The organism is Streptomyces sp. NRRL S-244, assembly GCF_000717915.1.
GTDB lineage: Bacteria > Actinomycetota > Actinomycetes > Streptomycetales > Streptomycetaceae > Streptomyces.
The window spans coordinates 126,196-151,870 of record NZ_JOCX01000031.1; the positions used below are offsets into that span (position 1 = coordinate 126,196).

A 25,675-nucleotide genomic window follows, 5' to 3' on the forward strand; every position below is an offset into this window, starting at 1 on the left:
TCGCGCCTCGCGGCGTGTCCGGAGGGGACGACCCGGCTAGTCGGGCCCGGTCCAGTCGAAGGTGATGTGCTTGCTGGACAGGCCTTCGCGGCTCCACAGGAAGCCGTGGGCATCGGCGCGGTCCACCGTCGAGCGGCCCCACGTCGCCACCTGGCCCGGTCCGGTCTCCGCACCCGGCAGGTTGGTCGACTGGACGCGCGCGCCCTCCGGCGTCGTGGGTCCCGTGAGTGCGACCGCACCCGCCTCGACCCGGCCCGGCACCACGGCCCGCCAGCTCGCGAGGTCGTCGGCGACCTCGATCTCGATGGGGGCGAACTCCATGCCGCGCATTTCGGCGCCCATCATGCTCACCATCCCGGCGGGCCAACTGCCCGCCTGCCCACCGAAGATCATCTGGAGCGCCTCGCGCTGAAGGTCGTCGGCGCGCTCGTCGACGAAGACCGCGGCGTACGTGTCGGTGTGCTCGGCCCAGATGTTGCCGACGAACGAGGCCAGCATCAGCACGTTCAGTCCGTCCAGCCGTACGTCACCGTAACGGCCCTCGCGGATGTGCCAGGCCAGGATCCCGTCGCAATCGCCTTGGGTCGGCAGCTGTGCGAACGAGCAGGGGCAGGGCACATTGCACTTGCAGGTGTCGAACCAGTCGCCCGCCACGTGCCACCGGGGAACGGTCGCCGTCGTCTCGGACATCTCCCTGCCTCCTCGTGACCGTGCCGGGACGTCGGTCTCGGGAGGACGGCAGAGCCCCCGGGAACCATCGCCGGCCCACGCCCGGGTCATACGGGTGTCCAATCCGATTGTCCCACCGCAGAGGCCACCCGGAGGAGGTGCTTTCCACGTACACGCGTCTGCGCGCGCACGCGCAGGTCCGCCGTGATGTGCTGGAGGCGTGCGCCTCGACCGGAAGGCCCTGTCACCCCCGCTGCGTCCGGCGAACCTGCTGTCGGCCCGGCAGCTCGCGTTCGCCTGGTCCGTGATGGCGTCGATCGCCCTCCTGGCCTGGGTACTGGTGGTCGACCAGTCCCGTGACATGGGGGTCGAGCCGGGAACCATGGGCATGGGCGTCCCGCTGTTCCTGCTGCTGTGGCTCGTCATGATGATCGCCATGATGTTCCCGTCGGTGGCCCCGGTCGCCCTCACCTGGGCGCGGGCCATCGGGCGCCAGTCGCCCACGGGAGTCGTGCGGGTGGCGCGCACCGTCCAGTTCGTCGGCGGGTACCTGCTGGCCTGGACGGCCTTCGGCCTGATCGCCTACGGGCTCCTCGCCGGGACCGGGGCCCTGGTGGACGAGCACCCGGAGGCCGGGCGCTGGATCGGCGCCGGGGCCTTCCTGGTCGCCGGGCTGTACCAGTTCGGCCCGTGGAAGGACCTCTGCCTGCGGCACTGCCGGAGCCCGATGGGCCAGCTCGTGCGCTACGCGGGGTTCCGGCCCCGGGCCCGCGATCTGCGGGTCGGGGCGCACCACGGGGCGTACTGCGTGGGCTGCTGCTGGGGGCTGATGGTCGTGCTCGTCCCGCTGGGCGTCATGAACGTCCTGGCGATGGCCGCGGTGGCCGTGGTGATCTTCGTGGAGAAGCTCTGGCGGCTGGGCCCCGTCTTCTCGCAGGTCGTCGGGGCCGCCTTCCTCGTACTCGCGGTCCTGAGCCTCTTCCAGCCCTGGCTGCTGCCGGGCCTGATCCCGCCGCAGTCGCCCATGACGGAGATGCTGGGCGGTGGCGTGATCACCGGCAGGTGATCGCCGCGATCGCGTTCAAGTACCGCACCGGGGCGGTGTCCGGGGCCGCTGCGCGGAGCCTTCTCCCCGCCCCGCCCTTTCTCCGTTTCCCGGGCTCCGCCCGGACCCTTAGAGGCTGCTCACGAAGGCGGCGAATGCCGCCGGGGCCACGGTGAGCGCCGGGCCTTCTGGGTTCTTGGAGTCCCGGACGGCCACCAGGCAGGGCTGGGCGGCCACCTCGACGCACTCGCCGCCGTTGGAGCCGCTGTACGAGGCCTTGCGCCAGGCGGCGGTGCCGAGGGGAGCGCACTCGACACACTCGCCGCCCGTGTTTCCGCTATAGCTCGACTTGCGCCACACCGCGTTGGTCAGGTTCTGGCTGGTGCCCATAACGTTCCTCCATTACGCGGATAATCAACTCCGCCGAGTCCTCCACCGAGAGCGCGGCGGCCTGCAAGTGAGCGTAACGAAGGGCGGCTTCCTTGACAGTGTCAGGGTTGGCCGTCATGTGGCCGGAGATCAGGTCCTCCGAGTAGACGATGTCTGGGTCGTCGTCAAACCGCATCGCTGTGAACGAGCCGATCAGACTGGCATGTTCACCAGCCGAGAAGGGAAGCACCTGGATCCTGGTCCAGCGCCTGTCCCGGAAGCTCAGCAGATGCGCGAGCTGTTCCCTCATGACCTCCCTGCCGCCGATGGGCCGGTACAGGGCGGCTTCGTCCAGCACCACCCACGCCATGGGCGGGCGGTCCCGCCCCAAGATCCGCTGACGGTCCAGACGGGCCGCGACCAAATCGTCCAAACCGTCCGGCAATCCGGTCGCCAGCACAGCGCGCGCGTAGCGGGGCGTCTGCAAGAGCCCGTAGACCAACTGCGCCTGGTACGTCGAGATGTATGCCGCCCGGGCCTCCATCTCCGCGAAGGGCTGGAACCACGTCGGGAGCACGCTCCGCAGGACCAGTCCCACCAGCCGGGAGAACGTCCCGTCCGTGCCGAGCGCTGCGTCCAGCCGCTCCGAGAAGTCGCGGGTCGGAACCCGTTTCGTCGTCTCGACCTGGCCGATCAGCGAGCCCGTGCAGTAGATGATGTCGCCCAACTGCGTCTGTTTCAGCCCGGCGTGCTCGCGCAGCCGGCGCAGTTCGTAGCCGTAGTAGTCCAGCGGCGAGGCGCTGGGATCGAGGTCGCGGGCCAGGACCATGGAACGGTCACCCCCATGAAGACGCGGGTCGGATTCACCTGTGGCCGAGCGTAGCGAGACCGACACGCTGCGATGTCCGGAATCCGGTAACCATGTGACACACCTCCGCCCCGCACCCGGAGTACGGGGCGGGGCGGGGGCGTCGCTCGGCGCGGGGTGGGGGGAGATCAGCAGGCGCCGAGGTCCTTCCAGACACCCCACTCACCCGTGGTGCCCGGGGTCTCGTTCTGCGTCCACCACTGGGCCTTGTACTTGCGGCCGTTGTAGGAGACCTCCTGGCCACCGGTGTAGACCGTGCCCGCGACGTACGCCGGGGTCGAGCCGCAGCCCGTGGTCGGCGGCGTCGTGGGCGGGGTGGTCGGCGGGGTGGTCGGAGGCGTGGTGGGCGGGGTCGTCGGAGGCTGCGTGGTGCCGCCGAGGGCGCCCGAGATCTGGTTCAGCAGCGTGGTGTTGTCGTCCAGGCCGAGCAGGGAGTACATCATCGCGCCGGCCAGGCCGCGCTGCTTGCCGTAGTCGACCCGGGCCTGGATCGCCTTCTGGTTCAGGCCGGTGAAGAACTCGCCGTCCTTGTAGAAGTACGAGGCCTTGGCCTGGTCGTCCCAGAAGGTGGTCGCCGGGTTGTCGACGATCCCGCCGAGCTCCTTGTAGTTGGCGATGCCGGCCTGCTGGCTGGTGGGCCGGGCACCCGAGGCACCGGTGGCGCTCTGCGCGAGGCCGTTGTTCGCCCCGGCGGGGACGCCCTTCCAGCCGCGGTAGTAGAACTCGTAGCCCAGCGTCAGCTTGTTGGCCGGGAAGCCGCCGGCGATGCCGTAGGCCGGCTTGCCGTCGATCCAGGAGTCGATGGCGTTGTCGATGCTGTACTTCTCGGTGCCCGGGGCGATCGGGTCGGTCGGGTCGCCGGCCGGCGAGTACAGCGGGGACTGGTGGTACGTCGGCCCGTCGCCGTCCCAGGCGCCGTGCATGTCGTACGTCATGATGTTCGCGTAGTCGAGGTACGAACCGATCTTGTCCGTCTCGATGTACTTGATCTTGTCCTGGCCGGCCGGGAGGGCCGCGGTCAGCAGGTACTTCTTGCCGCCGTTGGCCGCGCCGTAGGCGTCGAGCTGCTCGCGGAACTCCTTGAGCAGGAGCGTGAAGTTCTGCTTGTCCTCGGGGGCGTAGTGGTTGCCCAGGTGGCCGCCGGAGGAGCCGGGGTACTCCCAGTCGATGTCGATGCCGTCGAAGATCCCGGCCGCCGTGCCCGGACCGCCGTAGCCGCCGTCGACCGGCAGGTTGCCCTTGATGTACTGGTCGATGCAGGAGGAGACCAGCTTCTTGCGGGAGGCGTCGGTCTTGGCCGCGTCGCTGAAGTACTTCGAGTACGTCCAGCCGCCGATCGAAATGTTGATCTTCAGGTTCGGGTACTTGGCCTTCAGCTGCTTGAACTGGTTGAAGACGCCGACGATCGGCTGGTCCCACTTGTCGGCGACCCCGCTGACGCTGTCCGCCGCGCCGAAGGACTTCTGGTAGTCGGCGTACGAGTCGCCCGCGCCGTCACCGGCGTTGGGGTTGTTGTCGTCGCCCGCCGCCTTGTTGGCCTCGAAACAGGTGAGGTTGGTGGGGTGGATGTTGCCGAACGAGTAGTTGATGACGTCCAGCTTGCCCGCTATGCCGCGGGTGTCGAGGTGCTTGGGGTAGAAGGCGTTCCCGTACACGCTCCACTGGTCGTAGTAGGCGATCTTGACGTTGCCGCTGCCCGCGGTGGTGGCGGAGTCTGCGGCCTGTGCGGTGCCGAGCCCCGCGAAGCCCGCCAGCGCTCCGGCTGCCAGCGCGGCCGTGGCGGCGGCCGCGATGAGTGGTTTACGGATGTGCATGAACTGCCTCCGGGGGGTGGGAGGGGGAAGCGAGAGGTTCGGGTGGGAGAAGTGATAGCGATCACCCGAGGTCCGAGTCAATGGTTTGGACCAAAGAAGGACTAGACCACTCGCGGGGTAAATCCCCTCGTCAGAGCCCTGCGCGCATACGAAAAACCGCCCGCCACCCCGGGTGACGAGCGGTTTAAGGCTGTCTTATGGCCATCTCCGCGCAAGGTTGCGGCAACAAACCAACCCGACGGCGTTCCGGCCGGTCAGTCAGCTCGCGGGGCCTCCACCGGCATCCCGTACGCGTCCGCGACGAGTTCGTAGGAGCGCAACCGGGCCGCCCCGCTGTGGGCGTTGGCGGTCAGCATCAGCTCGTCGGCGCCCGTCCGCTTGGCCAGGCCGTCGAGCCCGGAGCGCACCTCGTCGGGCGTGCCGTGGACGACGTTCGCGAGCCAGCCGTCCACGAACTCCCGCTCCAGCGGGGAGAACCCGTACGCCGCCGCCTCCTCGGGCGTCGGGATCAGCCCGGGCCGCCCGCTGCGCAGCCGCAGCATCGACAGCGCGCCCGTGAGCACCTGGGCGCGGGCCTGTTCGCCGGTGTCGGCGGCGAGCGCCGAGACGCCGATCACGGCGTACGGGGCGTCCAGTACGGCCGAGGGGCGGAAGGTCTGGCGGTAGAGGTCCAGCGCGGGCAGGGTGCCGGCCGCCGAGAAGTGGTGGGCGTACGCGAAGGGCAGGCCGAGCTCGGCGGCGAGGCGGGCGCTGAACCCGGAGGAGCCGAGCAGCCACAGCGGCGGCCGCCCCGCGGGGCCCTGCACGGGACCCGGCACCGCGTGGACGCGGGCGTACGGATGGCCGTCGGGGAAGTCGTCGTCGAGGAAGCGGGTCAGCTCCACGAGCTGCCGGGGGAACTCCTCGGCGGCCTCGTCGAGGCGGCCGGATCCGCGCAGGGCGGCGGCCGTGCGGCCGTCGGTGCCGGGCGCGCGGCCGAGCCCGAGGTCGATGCGGCCCGGGGCGAGCGCCTCCAGGGTGCCGAACTGCTCCGCGACGGCGAGCGGCGCATGGTTGGGCAGCATGACCCCGCCCGAGCCGAGCCGGATGCGGGAGGTGTGGGCGGCGAGGTGGGCCAGGATCACCGCCGGGGAGGAGCTGGCCACCCCGGGCATGGAGTGGTGCTCGGCGACCCAGTGGCGGTGGTAGCCGCGGGACTCGGCGAGGCGGGCGATGTCGACGCTCGTACGCAGGGAGTCGTAGGCGGTGCTGCCGCTGCCGACGGTGACGAGGTCGAGCACCGAGAGCGGCACCGGCGCGTGGCCGCGTATCGTGCCCCGGATCGGATCCGTGCGGCCTCCGAGGTCCTCGCGACCTCCGCGATCTTCGCGGCCGTCCCGGTCCGCACCCCGACCCGCGTCCCCGGTGTCACTCATAGTCGCTCCCGCCTCGCTTCGCCGTCCGTACGAAGAACTCGAACCATCGGCGGCACGCGGGCATTCCCGACACCTTCGGACAGTGGGCGTGACCTTGGCATATGCCAGAGGTTTAGACGGAGGCAGGGGGACGTGATCGAGCCATCAATCTCATCAACAGGCGCTCCACAGGGGCCTCTTGATGGCTATCGTGGTAGGGCAAGCGGTAACAACCTGCTAGGGGGAAAACCGTGGCGCTGAAGCCCGAGCCGACCACGCCGTTCCACTCGGTGCAGTACGCCCTGCGCGTACTCGAAACGATCGCCCGCCACACCGGCGGTGTGACCGATGTACAGATCGCGCGTGAGACCGGCCTGCCCGCGGTCCATCTCACCCCCATGCTCCTCATGCTGCGCCGCGAGGGGTACGTCCTCCAGGTGGCGGACGGCGCCTACGCCATAGGCGACTCCCTGGTGCTGCTCGGCTCCGGCATAGACCGGCAGCAGGCACTCCAGAACAAGCTGCAGGACACCCTGGACCGGCTCCGGGACTCGCTGGGCGCCGCGGTCTACATCAGCCGGTACGTGGACGGCGAAGTGAAGATCACGCAGTTCGCGGACAGCCCGCGCACCCCGAAGGTGCACGAATGGGTCGACTTCCGCTCCGCGGCGCACGCCAGCGCGGTCGGCAAGTGCCTGCTGACGCAGCTCGACCAGAACGGGCGGCGCGACCACCTCTCGCGGCACAAGATCGCCCGGCTCACGTCGAAGACGATCGTGAACGAGCGGATCCTCTTCTCCAAGCTGGACGCCCAGCCGGCCACGGTTCCGGTGCTGGACCTCCAGGAGTACGCGGTGGGCACCGTCTGCGCCGCGGTACCGATCACGGCCGGGGCCTCGGTGGGCTGCCTGGCCCTGTCGATGCCGGTCGAGCACGCGCACCGGCTGCGGGCCGCGGCGGACGCGCTGAACCGGAAGGCCGCACCCCTGCTGCTGTCGCTCACGCTCTGAGGTAGGTGCGGTGGGCCGGAAGCCCCGAAAACACTTCGGGCGGTTCCCGGTGAACCGGGAACCGCCCGAAGTACAGGTGCGCCGCCAGGGACTCGAACCCCGGACCCGCTGATTAAGAGTCAGCTGCTCTAACCAACTGAGCTAGCGGCGCCTGACAGAGAAAATACTACCTGGTCCTCAGGGGTGCTCAAAACCAATACCCGCGGGCGCCGGAGATCGCCGGTCAGCGCTCCAGGAGCTCGCCCCGGCCGTGCGCCGCGTACGCCGCCAGCAGCCCGGCGAGGTCCTCCGGACCCAGGAGGCGGTAGCCGCAGCCGCCCGGCGGGGACCACCAGACCGGGTCGGGGCAGCGGAAGCCGGAGCGGCGCAGGGCGGCCCGGTGGATCTTGTTCGTCGCCGTCGTCGGCATGGACCGGACGATCCGGACGTAGCGCGGGGACATCTTCGTGCCCAGGTCCGGCTGGGCGGCCAGGAACGCGGAGAAGGCCTCCGGCGAGAACCGCTCCCCCTCCTCCAGGGCGAGCGCCGCCATCACCTGGTCGCCGGCCACCTCGTCCGGCACCGCGTACACGGCGACCGCGGCAGCGGCCGACCAGCGCGCCAGGATGTTCTCGATCACCGCCGCGGCGAGGTTCTCGCTGTCGACGCGCAGCCGGTCGTCCGTACGGCCCGCGAAGTAGAGGAAGCCGTCCGCGTCGCGGAAGAAGAGGTCGCCCGTCCAGTACCAGCCGTCGCGGGTCCGCGCGGCCTGTGCCTCGGGGTTGCGCCAGTAGCCCTCGAACAGGCTCCGGCCGCGGTTGACCAGCTCGCCGATCGCCGCGGAGCCGTTGAGGAGGCGGCCCCGCCCGTCCAGGACGGCCGGCGGGCACTCCGCGCCCGTCTCCGGATCGATCACCGCCAGGTCGTCGCCGGCCCCGGCCCGGCCCAGGGCGCCCGGCGGGGTGTCCGGGGTCCGCTGGACGGAGGCGCCGCCCTCGGTGGCCCCGTACCCCTCCACCAGCCGGACCCCGAACCGCTCGGCGAAGCGGGCCGCGTCCACGGCGCCGGCCTCGGTGCCGAAGCCGAGGCGCAGGCGGTGGTCGCGGTCGTCGGGGCGGGGTTCGGTGGCCAGGAGGTACTGGACGGCCCGGCCGACGTAGGTGAAGTACGTCGCCCCGTACGCGCGGACGTCGGGCAGGAACGCGGAGGCGGAGAAGCGGGGGCGCAGCGCCACGGCCGCGCCCCCGGCGAGGGCGGGCAGCCAGTCGGCGATGACCGCGTTGCCGTGGAAGAGCGGCATGCAGACGTAGTGGACGTCGTCGGCTGTGACCGAGAACTGGCGGACCAGCGAGTCCGCGGCGGCGGCCAGCCGGCCCTGGCTGCAGAGGGCGGCCTTGGGGGCGCCGGTGGAGCCGGAGGTGAAGTAGAGGAGGAAGCGGGAGCCGGGGGCGGGGTCGGCGAGCACCGCCTCGCCCGGCTTCGCGGCCGCGTACGGGGCGAGCAGGGCGGCGTACTCCTCGGAGTCGGTCACGAGGATCCGTACGCCGGGCAGGTCGAGCCCGCGCAGCAGCGGCAGGTGGGCGCGCTCGGTGACCAGGATCCGGCAGTCGGTGTGCAGGATGTCGCGCGCCAGCTCGCCGCCGCGCCGGGTGGGGTTGATCCCGGCGACGGCGGCCCCGGCGAGGGCCGCCGCGCCGAGCCAGAACGGGAACTCGGGGGTGTTGTCGAGCAGCACCCCGACGTGCGGTTCGGCGGCCTGGTCCGCCGGCAGGAGGTCGACGAGCAGCGCGGCGCGCGCGGCGGCCTCCTGGGCGGTCCGGTGGCGGCTGAGGACGGCGGTGTGCGTGCTGCCGCCGTACATCAGCCCCGGCCGGTGGTCGCCCCATTGGCGCGCTATGAGCTCCGCGACGGTTCCGGGTGTCGTCCGCATGCCGCCGGAGGGTAGCTGACGTACCGTCAGAATTGAACGTCGGAGCAGGAGTAGAAGGCCATGGCGGTGTCGTTGACCGTCCAGACGGCCAGGATCATGTGCCGGCCGGTCTTGCCGCTCGGCATGGTGCCCTGGTGGACCGTGGTCATGTCGGGCCGGGCGCCGTTGTAGGCGACGGTGAGGAAGGGCTGGGATTCGAGGGAGGCGCGGGTCAGGGGCCTGGTGGGGTCCCAGCCGTTCTTGGTGACGTAGTACTTGAAGTCGGTGGTGGAGTGGTTGGCGGTGAACTGCCACCGGAAGCCGTAGCTCTGCCCGCTGGTCACCTTGGTGGTGGGCCAGGTGCCGCCGCGCGGGTCGTCGAGCTGCGCGAACTCGCTGTGCCCGCCGGAACATATCTGGCCGTCGGCCGGACCGGCGGCGGGGAAGCCCTTGTAGCCCTCGACGCTCTGCGGCTCCCACTGGATCGGGCCGCAGTCGGACACGGTCTTGTTGGCGCAGAGCTTCTGGCGGCTGATGGGGGTGTCCGTGTAGCCGTGGCTGCTCGCGGTGGGGGCGGTGAGCAGCGCCAGGCCGGCGATGACGCCGAGGCCGAGCGTGGCGGCTCCGGCTCGTCTGGGCAGGTGAACGGGCATGCGGATGGGACGCATGATGCTCCTTGAACGTGGGGGGAGTCCGATGAGAGCGTGCGCACGCGTGGGGATTTAGGTCTAGACCAAGTACCAGGCTATTGACGGGAGTTGGCCATGTCCATACCAATGGGAGAACGGGTGGCCCGGCAGATTCCGGCCACCCGTTCTGTGTCAGCTGGTACCGCCGCGACCGCTACTCGGGGCGCCCCGTGTAGAAGGCGACGGTGAGGTCCTTCACGAGGGCCTTGCGCTCGTAGTCGTCGAGCTCGACGAGCCCGCGCGAGGTCAGCCGGTGGACGGTGTCGTCGACCGCGTCCACGACCGAGGTCAGCACCGTGTCCCGGTGCTTGGCGTCGATCGCCGCGACCCGGCGCCGCCGCATGGCCTCGGCGACCTCGGGGGCGTACTCGATCCGGGTCGGCTGGGCCGAGTACACCTCGATCCCGACCGCCTCGGTCTCGGTCGCCAGCATCCGGGTCAGCGCGTCACCGACGGCCTCGGAGTCGCGCAGCGTCGGGGCGTCCTCGTGGAAGGCGTCGGCGGGCAGCTGGGACAGGACCCGGGCCATGGCCGATTCGACCTGCTCGGCGAGGAATTCGGTGTGGTCCTCGACGGCGAGGGTGGCCCGGGCCGTGTCCTTGACCTGCCAGACGACCTGGACGACGACCCGCAGGGCCAGGCCGCCGGAGTCCACGGCGGGCATGGGCTCGCTGCGCCAGTGGCGCAGCCGGACGTCGACGCGGCGCCGCAGCAGGAGGGGGCTGACCCAGGTGAGGCCGGTACGGCGGACCGTGCCGCGGTAGCGGCCGAAGAGTGTCAGCACCCAGGCGTGGCCGGCCTTGGCGCGGCCGAGTCCGCCGAGCGCGAGCAGCGCGACGATGCCGAGGAAGGCGAGCGGGGGCCAGTGGGTGGCGCGGAGCCCCTGGTAGGCGCGGGGGGTCGCGCCGAAGGCCGCCACGAAGGCGGCGGGGACGGCCCCGGCCCGCCAGAGCACCGCCAGGCAGCCGGTGAGCGCGAGCCCTCCGACGCCGACGCCGACCCAGCCGGGCAGTACGGGCCCGCGGTGCTCGCGCAGCCGCTCGTCCCCGCGCGGCACCCGACGCCCGGGCGCGGGCGCGGGCCGCGGCGCGCGGGGCCGCGCGGCGGGGGCCGGTTCCCGGGCGGGGGCCGGGGCCGGCGCCTCGACCGGGCGGGACTCGGCGGGGAACGGCAGGTGTACGGGCACCTCGGTGACGGCTGCCCCGCGCGCGGCCGCGCCCGCGACCCGCGGCGGATCCTCCGTCTCCCCCTCCGCCATTCCCCGGGCCACGGCCAGCGCGACGATGTCGCCCACGGCAGGCCCGGGCACGCGCCCGACCTCGGCGTCGACCGCGATGTGCGGCTCCGGGACCCGGGGCCCGGCTTCGCCCTGCGGACCGGCGGACGGCCACGGCTCCGCGGGCCGGGTCCCGGCACCGTCCGCCCCCTGCTCCGCCTCGGGACGTGCGGGCGGCCACACGTGGCCGAGCGGAACCCGGAGCCCGGCCTCGGCGGGGGGCTGCGGAACGTACGGGGCTTGCGCCGCGGGCTCGGCCCCGCTCTCACCGTGCCCCGCCCGACTGCCGGACTCCGCCTCGGCGTGCGGACGCGGGGCCGGCTGCCCGGCTTCGCCTTGCGGGACGGCGGGCGGCCACGGCTCGCCGCCCCGCTGCGCGGGCCGATCGGCCCCCGCTTCGGAACCGGAGGCCGGCCAGACCCGACCGAGCGGTGGACGGGGCGCGGTCCGGGCTTCGGCGTGCGGTACGCCGAGCGGCCAGGGCGCACCCTGCGCGGCCGCGGAACCGTCCGCCCCGGGCCCGCCGGGCGGCAAGGCGTCCGCGGGGTGACCCGGCAGCGGCTCCGCCCCGGGCCCGGCCGGGGGCCAAAGCTGCGCGTCCGCGGCACGAGGACCCGCCTGCACCGCAGGCCCGGGGGCGACCCCGGAACCGTCCGGCAGCGGCTGCGCCTCGAGCCCGGCCGGGGGCCAAAGCTGCGCGTGCGCGGCACGAGGACCCGCCTGCACCGCAGGCCCGGGGGCGACCCCGGAACCGTCCGGCAGCGGCTGCGCCGCAGGCCCGGGCCCGGCGTGCGGGGCGGTGGAGGTGCCGTACCGCTCCGCGGGGTGACCCGGCAGCGGCTCCGCCCCGGGCCCGGCCGGGGGCCAGACCGGGGCGTGCTCGGGCGGGGGTTCGGCCGGGCCGCCGAAGCCGCGCAGGCGCAGGGCGGACACGCCCCCGTGCGCCGCCGGGCCCGGTACGGAGACCAGCGGATCGGGCTCCTGGCCGTACCCGGCGCGCTCGCCGGCCCCGGCCAGCGCGTGCACCGGCTCGGGCTCGACCCGGATCCGCGCCGCCGGGACCTCGCTCACTGCGCTGTCCGCAGCCGGCCGCCCGTGCGGGAGGGCGACCCCGCCCGGCCCGGCCACCATCCTGACGGGAACCCCGGCAACCCAGGCCGGGCCTCCCTTGTCCGCAGCGTCCCCGCCCGGAACTGCGGCCGCCACCGCCCCGAGGGCCCGGTCCGCCTCAAGCTCGGACCCGGAACCCGCCGCCGGGGCGGCGGCCCCGACGGGAGCGTCGAACTCCGAACCGGCCTGAGCCGCGTGCGCGAGCCGGTCCATGGCTGCGGCAGCGTCGGCAGGAGCCTCGGACGGGGCCGGGATCACGGCCCCGGCCTCCGGCTCCGCACCAGGCCGGGCCGGGTACGCCCCCGGGGTCGCGGTCGCGGGAGGCGCCGCCTCCGACCCGGGCTGGGGCAGCTGGTCCGCGGCCCCGGCCAGAGACGCCGGGACCGACCCGCTCTGAGCCCCGTACGAAAGCCCGGACTTGGACCCGACCTCGGCCGGGAGGTCGGCCTCCGGCCCCGGCCGGGCCTCGGCCCAGGGGCCGGCCTCCGGCTCGGGCCGGGCCGCGTACGGGGCCGGGATCACGGCCGCGGCAACGATCGGCTCGGCCTCCGGCGCCCACTGGGCCGCCTGCGGGAGCGGACCGGCGGCGGCCTCGGCCGAAGACCTCGGCTCCGGAGCCGGCTGGGCCGCCTGCGGTGACGGGTGCAGGTGGAGGGTCGGGGCTTCGCCCGTGGTTCGTACCGCCGGGGCCTGCGGGGGCGCGGGCGGGATGCGGAAGGTGCCCGTCGTCGAGGTGGTGCGCGTGGGGTACATCGTTGCCTCCGTCATGCGAACAGCCGGCGCCAGGTTTCCGGGCCCGGGTAGCCGTCGGCCGCGGCTCCGCGCCAGCCCTGGGCGCGCTGGAAGGCCTCGACACTGCGACGGTCGGCCTCGCTCCAGCGGGGCCCCGGGCCGGACGTGTAGTTCTTGCCGAAGCCCTTCTGCACCAGCCGGCGGCCAAGGGCGGTGATGAGCGGGTTCGAGGACCCGGGGCGGAACACCGACAGCCCCGGATAGCCCGGCACCCCGGCCGGACGGCCCGGCACCCCGGCCGGACCGCTATGCGTACCGGCCGGACCGCCATGCGTCCCGGCCGGACCGCCATGCGTCCCGGCAGCGCCCGGTGCACCGGGCGGCCCCGGTCTGGGGGGAGAGCCCGGGGCGCCGTCCACCGTGGGGCGGATGTCCTTGCCCGTGTGCTCGACCAGCAGTTGCCAGGTGTGCGCGCCCGGGATGCCGTCGGCGTCCGTGCCCGTCCAGCCCTGCGCGGTCTGGAAGGCCTGCGTGGCCAGCCGGTCGGCGTCGCTCCACGCCGTGCTCGCGCCCTTCGGGTAGAAGCGCCGCCCGCCCCGCTCGATCAGCATCCGGCCCAGCTGGGCGACGTACTCGTTGTTCGCGCCCGGACCGAACTGCGTGGCGCCGGGGAAGACCGTCGGGACCGCCGGCTTCGGGTCGGTCGCCGCCGGGTCCTCGGCGAGGCCGCCCGTCACCCCGTTGAACCGGTAGGGGACGTACTTCGTCGCGTTGTTCCAGTAGCCGTACGGCGTAGCCCCCGTGCGCGTGTTCGGGCGGGTCTGCTCGTACGCGACGTAGTGCGTGCGCGTCTCGTCGACCCACCCCCCGAAGAGCACCACGTGCGAGCCGTTGGTCGGGTCCGAGGGGTTGTGGAAGAGGAGCATGTCCCCCGGCAGCAGCTCCTCCTTCGTGATCTTGGTGGCGAATTTGTCGAGGCTGCCGGTCCACTCGTTCGTACCAAGGTTCCAGGCCATCGAGACGTAGCCGGAGCAGTCCTGCCGGTAGCCGTCCGACCAGTACGTGGACATGCTGTACGGGACCTTCGCGTCCAGCCACACCTTCGCCCGCGTGATGATCGACGTCCGGTCGATCCGCCTGAGGGCCGACGGCGCCCCGGGCGCGCCCGCCGGCTTCGCCGGGGCCGGGCGTCCGTGCAGCGGGGACCGGCCGCCCTGCGGGGAGCCGGGGGTGTCGAGGGAGACCGGCCCCGGGCCGGGGACCGGGTTGGCCGCCGCCAGGGCCGCCGAGCCGCCACCGCCGAGGACCACGCCCGCCGCGGTGGCGAGCACCAGCGCCCGGCGGGCGCCGCGGGCGGCCGGGTGGCCGCCGTCCCGGAGCGGTATGGCCCGCGCGCGGGCGAGGGCACGGCGGCGCTGCGCGCAGCCCAGGCAGACGCAGTCGCCTGCGGGCTCGTACTCCTCGAAAGCGGGCACCGGCATGGGCATCGGCATCGCTGCCGGCTCCATCGGCGCAGGCATCTGCACATGCATCGGAGGCTGGATCGTCATGCGGTTCCGTCCACTCCCCTGCTCGTCGCGCTGGTCAGGCGGGCCCCGCATCTGTCGGGGCATCAGATTCGGCTCGGCCCAGACATATCGTGCACGATAAACCCCTCAAACATGGGTTAATCGGACAAGGTGGGCGCGGCTGGTCACGAGCACCGCTGGAGGTGGGGTAGAGTTTTCTCTGTCAGCAGGCGCCGCTAGCTCAGTTGGTTAGAGCAGCTGACTCTTAATCAGCGGGTCCGGGGTTCGAGTCCCTGGCGGCGCACAGACGAGAAGAAGGCCCCCGCAGCGAAAGCTGCGGGGGCCTTCTTCGTCGTGCTGCTGCTTCGTCGTCCCGTCCCCTCACGCCGCCGCGCCCGGCCGGACCCCTCCCGTCAGGTAGGCCGACACGACCACGTTCGCCGTGTACTCCTTGGCCGCCTTGTCGTACGTGCCCCCGCAGGTCACCAGGCGCAGCTCCGCCCGGCCCTTGATCCGCGGGCCGTACGCCCGGTGCGCGTCGAAGCGCGCCCGCTCGTAGACCCGTACGTCCTCGATCGTGAACTCGGCGACCGAACCGTCCGTCCGGACCACCCGCACGGAGTCGCCCGGCCGCGCCGTGCTCAGGCCGTAGAACACCGCCGGCTTCGACGCCGTGTCCACGTGCCCCACCAGCAGCGCGGCCCCGGCCTCGCCCGGCTTGGCGCCGCCGCCCCACCAGCCCACCGTGCCGGGGCGGTCGTACGGTGGCGGCTCGATCGCGCCCCGGGCGTCGAGGCCCCGGGAGATCACCGGGGCCTGGATGCCCATCGACGGTACGTCGACCCGCGCGGGGAGCGACGCCGCCAGCGGAGCGTGCGCCGCGGGCAGCCCCGGGACCGGGAGCGCCGACCCGCCGGCCAGTGCGGACGACGGGCTCGGCGGGACGCCGGTGATCTCCCGGCCCCACAGCCACAGGCCGAGCACCAGCACGGACCACGCGGCGAAGGTCAGCAGCCGCCCGCCGCCGGAGGACCTCGGCTCCCCCGGGCCCGTCACCGGCGTGCCCTCACTCGCCGCTGCGGCGCCGGCGCAGGGTCAGCGCCCGGAACGCGACGGCCAGCGTGGCCGCGGCGGCCAGCACGGCGCCGATCACGGTGTGCGGAAGGCCGGGGCCCTCGCCGCCGTGGCTCTTCCTGGCCGCAGCGGCCTGGTCCTGCGCCTCGGCCTCGGCCTTGGCCTGGTCCTGCGCCGCCTGGGCGGCCCGTACCGCCCGGTCCGTCGCCGCGAGCTCGGCGGACATCCCGCCGCCGCCCGCGTGGACGGGCCAGACGGGCGTCTGGTGGGGGTTCGGCCGGTCGCGGTCCCGGTCCTTCTCGCGGTCGTCGCGGCGGCGGGCCACCTCGACGGTGCCGCGGAGGCGGTCCTCGCCCCCGTCGCACTTCACCTTGATGTCGTGCAAGCCGGGCTGCGCCTGCGAGCTGATCATCGCGTCACCCGAGAGCGACTTGTCCCCCTCGCGGCCGGAGGACAGATGGACCTCCGAGACGAACGCGGCGGACTTGGCGGTCGCCCATTTGTCCTCACAGCCGTGGACGCGCAGCTTGATCTGCGCCCCCGGTTCGGCCTGGCGCGGATCGACCGAGACGCTGCCGCTTTTCTCCTCGCCGGCCGCCAGGGCGGTGGGCGAGGACACGGCGGTGAGCGCCGTCAGGGCGACGGCCACCCCGGTGACACGGAGAGCGAACAGAGCACTGCGCATGGTGAACCTCCTCAACAAGGAGATTCACGCGCGGCGCAGCGCTCCGCATCCGGAGCGCCGCGCGCTTGACCCGTTCGGATCAGACGAGATCGACCAGGTCGGCGATCGAGTCGACGGTCTTGGTCGGCCGGTACGGGAACTTCTCGGTGTCCGCGGCGGTGGTCAGTCCGGTCAGCACGAGGAAGGTCTGCATCCCGGCCTCCAGCCCGGCCAGGACGTCGGTGTCCATCCGGTCGCCGATCATCGCGCTGCTCTCGGAGTGCGCGCCGATGGCGTTCAGGCCGGTCCGCATCATCAGCGGGTTGGGCTTGCCGGCGAAGTACGGCTGCTTGCCGGTCGCCTTGGTGATCAGCGCGGCGACGGCGCCGGTGGCGGGCAGCGGGCCCTCGGTGGAGGGGCCGGTCTCGTCGGGGTTGGTGCAGATGAAGCGGGCGCCCGCGTTGATCAGGCGGACCGCCTTCGTCATCGCCTCGAAGCTGTAGGTACGGGTCTCGCCGAGGACCACGTAGTCGGGCTCGTGGTCGGTCAGGATGTAGCCGATGTCGTGCAGGGCGGTGGTGAGTCCGGCCTCGCCGATGACGTACGCGGTGCCGCCCGGGCGCTGGTCGTCGAGGAACTTGGCGGTGGCGAGCGCCGAGGTCCAGATGTTCTCGACGGGGACGTGGAGGCCCATGCGGGAGAGGCGGGCCTGGAGGTCGCGCGGGGTGTAGATGGAGTTGTTCGTCAGGACCAGGAAGGGCTTGCCGGATTCGCGCAGCCGCTTGATGAAGGCATCGGCGCCGGGGATCGGGGTGCCTTCGTGGATCAGGACCCCGTCCATGTCGGTGAGCCAGGATTCGATCGGCTTGCGCTCTGCCACTGGACTGTTCTCCGCTCTCGGTGGCCGTACCTCTGACCTGTGACCGCTGACCACTGGCCGCTGACCCGTGGCCTGAGGTCTCCACCACCCTATCGGGGCCGGGCTGTGGGCGCCGAAAGCGTCCACGGCCCGGACCCCTGACCGGCTGCGTGGATCAGCCGAGCTTGACGTTGTCGACGGTCCAGTACCAGTTGTTGGTGCCGGCGTAGCGGAAGCGGACCTGGACGTCGGTGGCGCCGGCCGGGACCTGGAGGGTCAGGGACTCCGCCCTGGCGACCGCGTCGGCGGTGTAGCTCTTGACGACCGTGGGCGTGCCGCCGTTGTAGGAGACCAGGACCTGGGCGGTCTGGCCGGCCTCGTGGTGGTAGTGGGTCTGGAAGGTCAGGTTCGCGGACGAACCCGTCGCGCCGCCCGTCACCGCCCACTTGGGGGTGATCAGGGTGGAGTCGTAGGAGCCGGTGTGGGACTTGTCGTCCCACTCGTCGGAGTCTGCGACGGCGAACACGTCACGGGAGCGGACGTTCAGCTCGCGCCACTGGTCGCGCTGGGACTGGCTCCAGAACTCGTCGGTCGCGAAGGCCCAGCCGGCCCACTCGGTGACACCGCCGGTGCCCATCTTGGAGTTGTCGACGGACCAGCCGGCCGGCGGGGTGTGGGTGAAGCCCTTCACGCCCGCCGGGATGCCCGTCTCGTCCACGCGGGCCTGGAGGTTCGGCCGCAGGGTGTCGAACGGGTCGTTGTCGTCGGGGGCGTTCAGCGGTATGCCGTCGATCGCGGAGCCGGGGTCGACCCCGACCTGAGCCATCGCGGTGGCCGCCACGTCGACGAGCTTGACGTCGCTGCGGACCGAACCGGCCGGGATGCCCGCGCCCTTGGCGATGACGAAGGTGCCGCGCTCCTGGATGGTGGAGCCGCCGTGGCCGCCCGCGTCGGTGTGCCCGTGGTCGGTGGTGACCAGGATCTTCCAGTTCTCCTGGGCGTACGTGGGGCGGTTCTGCACGGCGGTGAGCAGCCGGCCGACCATCACGTCGACGCGGCCGATCGCGTCGAGGTACTGCTGGCTGGCGGCGCCGTACGAGTGCCCGGCGCCGTCGACCTGGCCGAAGTAGACGAACGCGGCGTCCGGGTTCTGGTCCTGCAGTTCGGCGGAGGCCGCGGCGGCGATCTTCGGGTCCTCGGTGCCGTAGCCGTCGCGGTCGCCCTTGAGGCTGAGGCGCTTGTCGACCTTGGCGGAGAAGATCGGGCCGCCCGCGTCGGTGGAGGTGATGGGCTCCCAGTCGGCGGCCGCGTACGTGTTGAGCGACGGCTTGGCGTTCTCGATGCGGGTCAGGAAGTCGGGGTAGGCCGTGTAGTTCTTGCCGGTGAAGGTGTTGTCCTTCACGCCGTGCTTGTCGGGCCAGACGCCGGTGGCGATGGTGGACCAGCCGGGGCCCGAGGAGGTGGCGGCCATCGGGTTCGCGTAGAGAGTGCTCTTCGCGGTGAGGCCCTGGGCCATCAGGCCCTGCAGGTGGGGGGCGTTGGCGGCCTTGACGCGGTCCAGGACCGTGCCGTCGATGCCGATGACGAGGACCTTGTCGGTGGTGGCGGCGGTGGCGGTGGCGGCTGCCGTCTCGGCGGTGGCGGTGTGGGCGCCGAGGGCGGTGGCGAGCAGGGCCGTGGCGGTGGCGGTCACGGCGAGGGCGCGTCCTGACAGGACAGTGGGCACGTACTCCTCCGGGAGTAATCGTGGGGAAGGCGCGGGTGGACTTGCGTGCGGACGTGCGGGCACGGAGGCGTGAGGCACGGATGCGTGCGGACGTGCGCGCGGTCCGGACCGAAGGCGCGGGTGCGATCTTCGGTCCAGACCCGTTATGCAAGCGTCACTTTCCTGGTCGTGGGTGACCAGGAGGCGACCAATCAGCTGCCGGTTGCCGACTTCCACGCGTCGACGTAGCTCGCCAGGTTCTTGTCGATGTCGGCCCAGTCCGGCTCGAAGACCTCGACGCCGGTCATCAGCTTGGTGAGCTCGACGGCGTTGGCGTCGGTCGGCTTGACGTCGGTGCGCGCGGGGAAGCCGCCGCCGACCTCGCTGACCAGCTTCTGGGCGTCCTCGCTGAGCAGGAAGTCGAGGAGCTTCTTGCCGTTCTCGGTGTGCGGGGCCTTGTCGACCAGGCCGGCCGCGTACGGCAGGGCGAAGGTGGTCGGCTTGCCGCCGTCCTTGGCCGGGAACCAGATGCCCAGGTTCGGCATGGACTTGGACTGCGCGAAGTTCATCTGGACGTCGCCGTTGGCGACGAGCAGCTCGCCCTTGTCGGTCTTCGGCGCGAGCTTGCTGGTGGAGGAGGACGGGCCGACGTTGTTGGCCTGGAGCTTCTTCAGGTACTCCAGCGCCGGCTCCTTGCCGCCGAAGTCGTGCATCGCCTTGACGAGGACGGCGGTGCCGTCGCCCGCGACACCCGGGGTGGAGTACTGGAGCTTGCCCTTGTATTCGGCGTCCAGCAGCTCTTCCCAGGTCTTGGGCGCGTCCGTGAGCTCCTTCTTGTTGTAGACGAAGCCGAAGTAGTTGTTGACGACCGAGGTCCACTTGCCGTCGGTGGCCTTGTTGGTGCCGTTGACCTTCTCCGAACCCTGCGGCTTGTAGGCCTGGAGGAGGCCCTTGCCGTCCGCCTGCTGGATGAACGGCGGGAGGGTGACGATCACGTCGGCCTGGGTGTTGGTCTTCTCGCGGACGGCGCGCTGCACCATCTCGCCCGAGCCGCCCTCGACGTACTTGACCTGGATGCCGGTCTTCTTCGTGAACTCGGCGAAGACCTTGTCGTACCAGCCGTCGCCCTTCTCGCTCTTGAGGCCGTCGGCGCTGTAGACCGTGACGATCTTCTCGCCGCCGCCCTTGGACTCGGCGGCGGTGGTCGAGCCGCCGCAGGCGGTGAGGCCGCCGGCGAGGGCGAGGCTGCCGGTGACGGCGGCGGTGGCACGGAGGAGGTTGCGACGACCGGCGGGGGTTCTGGACATGGGAAGAACTTCCTTACGGGGGAAAGGGAGTCAGCGGTACGTGGCTCTGGTGCGGATGCGGGAGACGGCCAGCAGGACCAGCAGGGTGGTGGCCATCAGGACCACGGCGACGGCGGACCCGCCGAAGAGCGAACCGCGGTCGGTGGCGGTGAAGATCCGGACCGGGAGGGGCATCCAGTCCGGCGGGTAGAGCATCATCGTGGCGCTCAGCTCGCCCATGGACAGGGCGAAGCAGAGTCCGGCGGCCGCCGTCAGGGACGGCAGCAAGAGGGGCAGTTTGACCCGCCACAGCACGTACGCGGGACGGGCGCCCAGGGAGGCCGCCGCCTGTTCGTACGCGGGGTCGAGACGAACGATGGCGGCCGAAACCGACTGATGGGCAAACGCCGTGACAAGAATCGTGTGCGCCAGGATCACGATTGAGCTGGTGCCGTTGAGCAGCAGCGGGGGCTTGCTGAACGCGACCAGGACGGCGAGGCCGGCGACCACGGACGGCACGGCGACCGGCAGCATGAACAGGGCGTCCACGAACCGCTTCCCGCGCCGCTTCAGCCGGGCGGCGGCCAGCGCGGCCCAGGTCCCGACGGTGAGCGCGAGCAGGCTCGCGACGAGGGCGGTCACCAGCGAGGTGGTCAGCGCCTGGAGGGATTCGCCCTGCACGGCGGAAGCGTAGTTCTCGGTCGTCGGGCCGGAGGGGAAGGCCCCGGACCAGTGGGTGGAGAACGACGCGGTCACCACGACGAGCAGGGGCAGGGCGAAGAGGGGCAGGAAGAGGAGGCCGAACAGGCCCCAGGCGGCCCAGCGGCCGGTCTTGCTATGCACCAGCACGCTTGCTCACCACCCGGTAGAGGCCGAACAGGCCGACGGAAATCGCGATGTTGACGACGGCGACCACACAGGCGGCCGAGTAGTCGGACTCCAGGATCGCCTTGCCGTAGACGAGCATCGGGAGGGTCGTGACGTCCTTGGCGCCGGTGAACAGCACGATCCCGAACTCGTTGAGGCACATGACCAGGACGAGGCTGCCGCCGGCGGCGAGCGCCGGCAAGGCCTCGGGCAGGATCACGCGCCGGATGATCCGGGCGGGCTTCGCGCCGAGCGAGGAGGCCACCTCCAGCTGGGCGGTGTCCAGTTGGGAGAAGGCGGCGAGCAGCGGGCGCATCACGAAGGGCGTGAAGTACGTGATCTCCGCGAGGAGCACGCCCCACGGGGTGGTGAGGAAGTGGAACGGCCCCTCGGCGCTGCCGCTCACGTCGGTCCACAGCCCGTTGGCCATGCCGACCGTGCCGTAGATGAAGAGGAGGGCGAGGGTGATGAGGAAGGAGGGGAAGGAGAGGAAGACGTCGATGAACTTCGCGACGGCCTTGGCCCCGGGGAAGGGGACGAAGGCGATGATCAGCGCGAGTACGAAGCCGAGGACGAGGCAGCCGACGGTGGCTCCGGCGGCCAGCCAGACCGTGGTCCCGAGCGCCTCGCGGAAGGAGTGCGAGCGGAAGACGGAGGCGTACGCGTCGAAGGCGCCGCCGCCGTTCTCGGGGCTGAAGGACTGCTGGACGACCAGGGCCAGGGGGTAGAGGAAGACCAGCGCGAGCGCGGCCACGGGCGGCAGGGACCACAGCCAGCCGGGTACGGTGCGGGGCCCGCGCGCGGCATGGGCCGCGGAGCCGCCGGAGCCGCTCGGGGCTCCGGCCGGGCCGGCGGGCCCGCCCGGCGCGGAGCTCCGTACGGTCTGCTGCCGGGTCTGCGTCCCGCTCTGTGTCTGTTGTGGGGTCCGGGTCTGGTGCGGGACGGTCGTGGCGGCCGGTGCGGGGACCTCAGCCATCACAGACTCCCGCCGACAGCAGGACCGCGTCCCGCGGCTCGAAGTGCAGGGTGACGTGGTCGCCCAGCGCCGGGGTCTCGCGCAGCTCCGGCAGGTCCGCCTTGATCCGGTGGCCCTCGACGTCCACGTACAGCCGGTGCGTGGAGCCGCGCCACTGGACCTCGGTGATCGTCCCGCTCAGCGCGTTGGGACCGGCGCCCAGACCGAGCAGGTGCGGCCGTACGCACAGGGTGGCGCTCGCGCCGGGGACGGCGCGCCCGCGGTCCAGCTCCAGGGCCCGCCCCGCGAAGAGCGCCCCGGACTCGGCGACGGTCACCGGGATCAGGTTCGCGTTGCCGACGAACGACGCGGTGAACTCGGTGCGCGGCGCCCGGTACAGCTCTTGCGGAGTGCCGCAGTCCTGGAGCCGGGCCTTGTCCATGACCGCGATCCGGTCGGCGAGCGTCAGCGCCTCCACCTGGTCGTGGGTGACGTACAGAATCGATACGTCGGGCAGTTCGCGGTGCAGCCGGGCCAGTTCGGCCAGCATTCCGGAGCGCAGCTGCGCGTCGAGCGCGGACAGCGGCTCGTCGAGCAGGAGCACCCCGGGCCGGATCGCCAGCGCGCGGGCGATCGCCACGCGCTGCTGCTGCCCGCCGGAGAGCTCGCGCGGGAAGCGCTGGGCGTACGCCGCCATGCCGGTCATCTCCAGGGCCTCGGCGACGCGCCCGGGTATCTCGGCCTTGGGGGCCTTCTGCGCCTTGAGGCCGAAGGCCACGTTGTCCTCGACCCGCATGTGCGGGAAGAGCGCGTACTGCTGGACGACCATGCCGATGCCGCGCTTGTGCGGCGGGAGCTCGGTGACGTCCCGGCCGCCGATCAGCACCCGGCCCGCGGCCGGCCGCACGAAGCCGGCGACCGCGCGCAGCGCCGTGGTCTTGCCCGAGCCGGAGGGGCCGAGCAGCGCCATGACCTCGCCCGGCTCGACGGTCAGGTCGAGGCGGTCCAGCACGGTGTTGCCGCCGTACTCGACGCTGACCCCCTCGAAGCGGATGCCGCTCACGCCGACTCCAGCAAGGCCGCGGGCAGGTCGGCGATCGACTCCAGGACGTGGGTCGCGCCGTGCTCGGTGAGCGCCGCGCGGTCGTGGGCGCCGGTGAGGACGCCCGCCACGATCCCGGCGCCGGAGCGGCGGCCGCAGAGCATGTCGTACGCGGTGTCGCCCGCGACCACGACGTCCCGTACGTCGTCGGCGGCGCCGGTGCGCAGGAACGCGGCGAGCACCATGTCCGGGTAGGGGCGGCCGCGGCCGCCCGCGTCGGCGGGGCAGAGGGTGAGGTCCGCCAGGCCCTGCCAGCCGAGGGCGTCGAGGATGGCGTCCTGGGTGACGCGGGCGAAGCCGGTGGTCAGCACGACGGTGCGGCCGTCGGCGCGGAGCTTCTCGATGGTCCGGCGGGCGCCGGGGATCGGGGCGATGAGCCCGCCGTCGACGAGCTCGCCGTAGGCCTCCTCGAAGGCGGAGTTGGCGCGCTGGGCCATCTCCTCCGTGCCGAAGAGGTGGCGGAAGACGGAGATCTTCGACTCGCCCATGGTGTCGCGGACGTACTGGAGCTTGGCCTCGTGGTCGGCGGTGCCCGGCTCGACGCCGATGCGCTCGGCGGCGAGCTCGAAGGCCCGCTCGACGAGGCCGCCGTCGGCGACGGTGGTGCCGGCCATGTCGAGGACGACGAGGTTGCGGTTGTTCGTTGTGCTCGCGTTGCTCATGTTCCCTACCAGCCCAGTTCGTTCGCGGTGGTCTCGGCTATGGCGGGCGAGCAGGTCATCCCGCGGCCGCCGGGTCCGGTCACCAGCCAGACGCCGTCGGCCACCTGCTGGCGGTGGACGACGCGGGTGGTGTCGGTGCATTGCGCGTACACGCCCGCCCAGCGGTGCCGGATCTTCGGCAGCGGGCGGCCCAGGAAGGACTCGACGACCTCGGTGAGGTACTCGTACGGGTCTTCGAGGGTGTCGAACGCGAAGGGGTGCTCGTACTCGTGGGTGTCGCCGATGGTCAGTCCGCCGTCCTGGCGCTGGACCATCAGCAGCTGCATCTTGTGCGCGGCGGCGACCGGCGCCTGCGCCTGCCCGGCGTTGAGGGCGTCGAGGGCCTCGCTCTTGTAGGCGGGGTAGTAGCGGAAGCTGTCGGCGTCCGCGATGGAGGTGGTGAGCTCCTCGCCGAGCGGGGCGGTCTGCATCATCTGGAGCCGGACGCGGCGCACGGGCAGGTCGGGGACCAGCTCGCGGACCATGCCGGACAGCCAGGCGCCGGTGGCGAGGACGACGGCGTCGCCCCGGTGGACGTCACCGTGGTCGTCGCGGACGGCGCCGTTGCCGACGACCTCGCGCACCTCCCGTCCGGGCAGGAAGGTGTAACGGCCGCTCGCCTTGAGGGCCTCGCGCAGGTGGAGCTGGGCGGTGCGCGGTTCGACGGCCGCGTCCCGCTCGCACCACAGGGCGGCCTCGAAGGTGCCGCGCAGGGCGGGGTTGATCTCCCGGGCCTGCGCGGCGGTGACCAGTTCGTAGCCCCGGGCGGCGGCGTCGGGGCGGGCGGCGGCCGCCTCGGCGACCGCGTACTCACGGGCATTGCGCACCGGGGTGAGGGAGCCGATCGCACGGAAGCCCAGGCCGGGCACCTCCGCGCCGATCCGCTCCCAGAGCTCGCGGGCCCGCAGGGCGGTGTCGAGCTCCTCGCCCCCGGCCCGTCCACTGACCCAGATCTGGCCGAAATTGCGCAGCGACGCGCCGCGGGCCTCCGCCTCTCGCTCGATCTGGACGACCTCGTGGCCGCGTTCGACTGCTTGCCAGGCGTGCATGGTGCCGACCACGCCGCCTCCGACGACTATGACTCTCACGTGCCCCACGGTGGCCGTGCCCCGTGGACCGGGGGGATCGCGACGGCAACGGGACGGTGAACAGACCTCGACGCTTGGACTAGACCCGTTACCTTCCCGTGATCTCGATACGCCCCTTTTCGCCGCCTTGCACTGATCCGCTCGGGACTATTCGGGCCGCAGGTGGGTCGTGAAGCTGAACCGGTCACCACGGTAGAGCGAACGCACGCGCTCCAGCGGACGCCCGTCCTGGTCCCGCGAGAACCGGTGGATGAGCAGCATGGGGAGGGCGGGCGGGGTGCCGATCAGGAGGGCCTCGCGGGGGGTGGCAAGGACGGTCTCCAGCTTCTCGTCGGCGTCCCCGAAGGAGATCCCGAGCCGGTCGAGGAGGTACCCGTAGAAGGAGGAGTCGGGCGGGAACTCGCTGTCGAGGCGGGGCGCCCGCGCCACCCGGATGTACGTGCTCTCCAGGCCGACCCGCTCGTCGTCGGCGAGCAGCACGCGCTCCAGGTGCCAGACGGGCTCGCCGGGCTCGGCTCCGATGCCGGGGGCCAGCTCGGGCGGGCAGGGGAACTGCTCCAGCCCGATGAGGTTACGGCCAGGGCGGCGGCCCTGGCGGCGTACGCCCTCGGTGTAGCTCGCGAGGGAGAGGGGCTGTTCGAGCTTCGGGCCGGCGACGACGGTGCCGCGGCCGGAGCGGCGGAGCCGGCCCTCCAGGAGCAGCTCGCGCAGGGCCTGCCGTACGGTCTCGCGGGACACCTCGTACCGCTCGGCGAGATCCCGCTCGGTGGGCAGCAGGCCGCCCTCGCCGAGGTCGTCGAGAAGGTCCGCGATGAGGGCCTTGACGGCGTAGTACTTGGGGATGCGGCCGTGCTCCGGGATGCCGGAACGGACGGGCGAGCCGGGGCGGTGGTGCAGGTTCTGTTCTTCCACCCTGGGACTGTACGCGGGCCGGGTGTACGGAGATCAGCGCGCCGGGGTACCGGGAGTGCGGGGGGTACCGGGGGTGCGGGGGGTGTCGGG

Annotated in this window: 22 protein-coding genes and 2 tRNA genes; 3 read left to right on the forward strand and 21 right to left on the reverse strand. The window is 72.4% G+C overall.

The window, feature by feature from the left end; all coding sequences use genetic code 11:
* Positions 1-36 precede the first annotated feature (36 nt).
* Positions 37-690, reverse strand: coding sequence for a DUF1326 domain-containing protein (locus tag IF02_RS0127940; protein WP_030161704.1), 654 nt, complete (start codon positions 688-690; stop codon positions 37-39).
* 199 nt (positions 691-889) lie between these two features.
* On the opposite strand from IF02_RS0127940, the gene IF02_RS0127945 reads away from it, so the two are divergent.
* Positions 890-1,735 carry a DUF2182 domain-containing protein gene (locus tag IF02_RS0127945; RefSeq protein ID WP_030161706.1) on the forward strand — a complete coding sequence of 282 codons (846 nt, stop codon included), beginning with the start codon at positions 890-892 and terminating at the stop codon, positions 1,733-1,735.
* Between the two features lie 108 nt (positions 1,736-1,843).
* On the opposite strand, the gene IF02_RS0127950 is transcribed toward IF02_RS0127945, so the two are convergent.
* The 4 genes from IF02_RS0127950 to IF02_RS0127965 all read right to left on the reverse strand — a co-directional run bounded on the left by IF02_RS0127950 (position 1,844) and on the right by IF02_RS0127965 (position 6,180).
* Entirely contained in the window at positions 1,844-2,104 is a 261-nt protein-coding gene (locus tag IF02_RS0127950; RefSeq protein WP_030161709.1) for a DUF397 domain-containing protein, read from the reverse strand.
* Positions 2,052-2,912 carry a helix-turn-helix domain-containing protein gene (locus IF02_RS0127955; RefSeq protein ID WP_030161711.1) on the reverse strand — a complete coding sequence of 287 codons (861 nt, stop codon included), beginning with the start codon at positions 2,910-2,912 and terminating at the stop codon, positions 2,052-2,054. Before IF02_RS0127955 ends, IF02_RS0127950 begins: the two co-directional genes overlap by 53 nt.
* Before the next feature lie 167 nt (positions 2,913-3,079).
* Positions 3,080-4,765, reverse strand: coding sequence for a glycosyl hydrolase family 18 protein (locus IF02_RS0127960; protein ID WP_030161713.1), 1,686 nt, complete (start codon positions 4,763-4,765; stop codon positions 3,080-3,082).
* A gap of 254 nt (positions 4,766-5,019) precedes the next feature.
* A complete protein-coding gene (locus IF02_RS0127965; protein WP_078622373.1) occupies positions 5,020-6,180 on the reverse strand; it encodes an LLM class flavin-dependent oxidoreductase in 1,161 nt (386 codons plus the stop codon).
* A 230-nt stretch (positions 6,181-6,410) separates the two neighbouring features.
* On the opposite strand from IF02_RS0127965, the gene IF02_RS0127970 reads away from it, so the two are divergent.
* Positions 6,411-7,169 carry an IclR family transcriptional regulator gene (locus IF02_RS0127970; RefSeq protein ID WP_030161718.1) on the forward strand — a complete coding sequence of 253 codons (759 nt, stop codon included), beginning with the start codon at positions 6,411-6,413 and terminating at the stop codon, positions 7,167-7,169.
* A gap of 77 nt (positions 7,170-7,246) precedes the next feature.
* On the opposite strand, the gene IF02_RS0127975 is transcribed toward IF02_RS0127970, so the two are convergent.
* The 5 genes from IF02_RS0127975 to IF02_RS0127995 form a co-directional block, all read right to left on the reverse strand.
* Positions 7,247-7,320 (reverse strand) — tRNA-Lys (locus IF02_RS0127975).
* Positions 7,321-7,392: 72 nt separating this feature from the next.
* Positions 7,393-9,078, reverse strand: a complete 1,686-nt coding sequence (locus tag IF02_RS0127980) for an AMP-binding protein (RefSeq protein ID WP_030161720.1) — start codon at positions 9,076-9,078, stop codon at positions 7,393-7,395.
* A 26-nt stretch (positions 9,079-9,104) separates the two neighbouring features.
* Positions 9,105-9,725, reverse strand: a complete 621-nt coding sequence (locus IF02_RS0127985) for a lytic polysaccharide monooxygenase auxiliary activity family 9 protein (RefSeq protein ID WP_420708218.1) — start codon at positions 9,723-9,725, stop codon at positions 9,105-9,107.
* A gap of 175 nt (positions 9,726-9,900) precedes the next feature.
* Complete coding sequence (locus IF02_RS35750) at positions 9,901-12,885, reverse strand: SPFH domain-containing protein (protein WP_234318348.1); 2,985 nt, start codon at positions 12,883-12,885, stop codon at positions 9,901-9,903.
* An 11-nt stretch (positions 12,886-12,896) separates the two neighbouring features.
* Positions 12,897-14,345, reverse strand: coding sequence for a peptidoglycan-binding protein (locus tag IF02_RS0127995; protein WP_030161726.1), 1,449 nt, complete (start codon positions 14,343-14,345; stop codon positions 12,897-12,899).
* Positions 14,346-14,602: 257 nt separating this feature from the next.
* Between IF02_RS0127995 and IF02_RS0128000 the strand changes: the two genes are divergently transcribed.
* Positions 14,603-14,676 (forward strand) — tRNA-Lys (locus tag IF02_RS0128000).
* A gap of 77 nt (positions 14,677-14,753) precedes the next feature.
* On the opposite strand, the gene IF02_RS0128005 is transcribed toward IF02_RS0128000, so the two are convergent.
* The 11 genes from IF02_RS0128005 to IF02_RS0128055 form a co-directional block, all read right to left on the reverse strand.
* A complete protein-coding gene (locus IF02_RS0128005) occupies positions 14,754-15,428 on the reverse strand; it encodes a class F sortase (protein WP_030161729.1) in 675 nt (224 codons plus the stop codon).
* A gap of 10 nt (positions 15,429-15,438) precedes the next feature.
* Positions 15,439-16,131 (reverse strand): hypothetical protein, encoded by a 693-nt coding sequence (locus tag IF02_RS0128010; protein WP_051696606.1) that lies wholly within the window; start codon positions 16,129-16,131, stop codon positions 15,439-15,441.
* 79 nt (positions 16,132-16,210) lie between these two features.
* Positions 16,211-16,990, reverse strand: a complete 780-nt coding sequence (locus IF02_RS0128015; RefSeq protein WP_030161733.1) for an HAD-IIA family hydrolase — start codon at positions 16,988-16,990, stop codon at positions 16,211-16,213.
* A 154-nt stretch (positions 16,991-17,144) separates the two neighbouring features.
* A complete protein-coding gene (locus IF02_RS0128020; protein ID WP_030161736.1) occupies positions 17,145-18,695 on the reverse strand; it encodes an alkaline phosphatase family protein in 1,551 nt (516 codons plus the stop codon).
* 191 nt (positions 18,696-18,886) lie between these two features.
* The gene (locus tag IF02_RS0128025) at positions 18,887-19,981 is read right to left on the reverse strand and encodes a 2-aminoethylphosphonate ABC transporter substrate-binding protein (protein ID WP_030161737.1); all 1,095 of its coding nucleotides are present in this window, start codon (positions 19,979-19,981) and stop codon (positions 18,887-18,889) included.
* 30 nt (positions 19,982-20,011) lie between these two features.
* Positions 20,012-20,809: an ABC transporter permease gene (locus tag IF02_RS0128030; RefSeq protein WP_030161739.1), complete on the reverse strand. Its 798-nt coding sequence runs from the start codon at positions 20,807-20,809 to the stop codon at positions 20,012-20,014.
* Positions 20,796-21,803, reverse strand: coding sequence for a 2-aminoethylphosphonate ABC transporter permease subunit (locus tag IF02_RS0128035; protein ID WP_078622374.1), 1,008 nt, complete (start codon positions 21,801-21,803; stop codon positions 20,796-20,798). Before IF02_RS0128035 ends, IF02_RS0128030 begins: the two co-directional genes overlap by 14 nt.
* Positions 21,796-22,845 (reverse strand): ABC transporter ATP-binding protein, encoded by a 1,050-nt coding sequence (locus IF02_RS0128040; RefSeq protein WP_030161743.1) that lies wholly within the window; start codon positions 22,843-22,845, stop codon positions 21,796-21,798. The genes IF02_RS0128035 and IF02_RS0128040 overlap by 8 nt, the downstream gene beginning before the upstream one ends.
* The gene (locus IF02_RS0128045) at positions 22,842-23,546 is read right to left on the reverse strand and encodes a phosphonatase-like hydrolase (protein WP_030161745.1); all 705 of its coding nucleotides are present in this window, start codon (positions 23,544-23,546) and stop codon (positions 22,842-22,844) included. Before IF02_RS0128045 ends, IF02_RS0128040 begins: the two co-directional genes overlap by 4 nt.
* 5 nt (positions 23,547-23,551) lie before the next feature.
* The gene (locus tag IF02_RS0128050; protein WP_030161746.1) at positions 23,552-24,673 is read right to left on the reverse strand and encodes a TIGR03364 family FAD-dependent oxidoreductase; all 1,122 of its coding nucleotides are present in this window, start codon (positions 24,671-24,673) and stop codon (positions 23,552-23,554) included.
* Positions 24,674-24,820: 147 nt separating this feature from the next.
* A complete protein-coding gene (locus IF02_RS0128055; protein WP_030161748.1) occupies positions 24,821-25,585 on the reverse strand; it encodes a GntR family transcriptional regulator in 765 nt (254 codons plus the stop codon).
* Positions 25,586-25,675: the final 90 nt, after the last annotated feature.